Annotated in this window: 1 protein-coding gene; it reads right to left on the bottom strand. The window is 63.8% G+C overall.

Features of this window, described 5'->3' with window-relative positions; genetic code table 11:
- Positions 1–232 (bottom strand): nitroreductase family protein (locus tag KVS69_RS20770; protein ID WP_217540241.1); only part of this gene is annotated, 232 nt, incomplete at both ends.

Genomic DNA, 232 nt, shown 5'->3' with positions numbered 1-232 from the left:
GATCTGCGACAGCTCCGGCCGCGGCCGGTCGGGTGTCGGGAAATCGCTCGAACCGATATGGATGAAGCCCGCGACCTTCTCCCCGGGCTTGATGCCGAGTAGCGCCAGCGCCTCGTCGTCATAGGCCACCCATTCGGTGCGCCAGTTGGCGGCATAGCCATATGCGCTAGCGGCCATCAGCATGATGAGGCAAACCGCACCGGCGGAAAGCACTTGCTCCCATTCGGGGATT

This window comes from Stenotrophomonas sp. GbtcB23 (assembly GCF_019091045.1).
Taxonomy (GTDB): Bacteria; Pseudomonadota; Gammaproteobacteria; order Xanthomonadales; family Xanthomonadaceae; genus Stenotrophomonas; species Stenotrophomonas rhizophila_A.
This window is presented reverse-complemented; position numbering and strand designations above follow the sequence as displayed.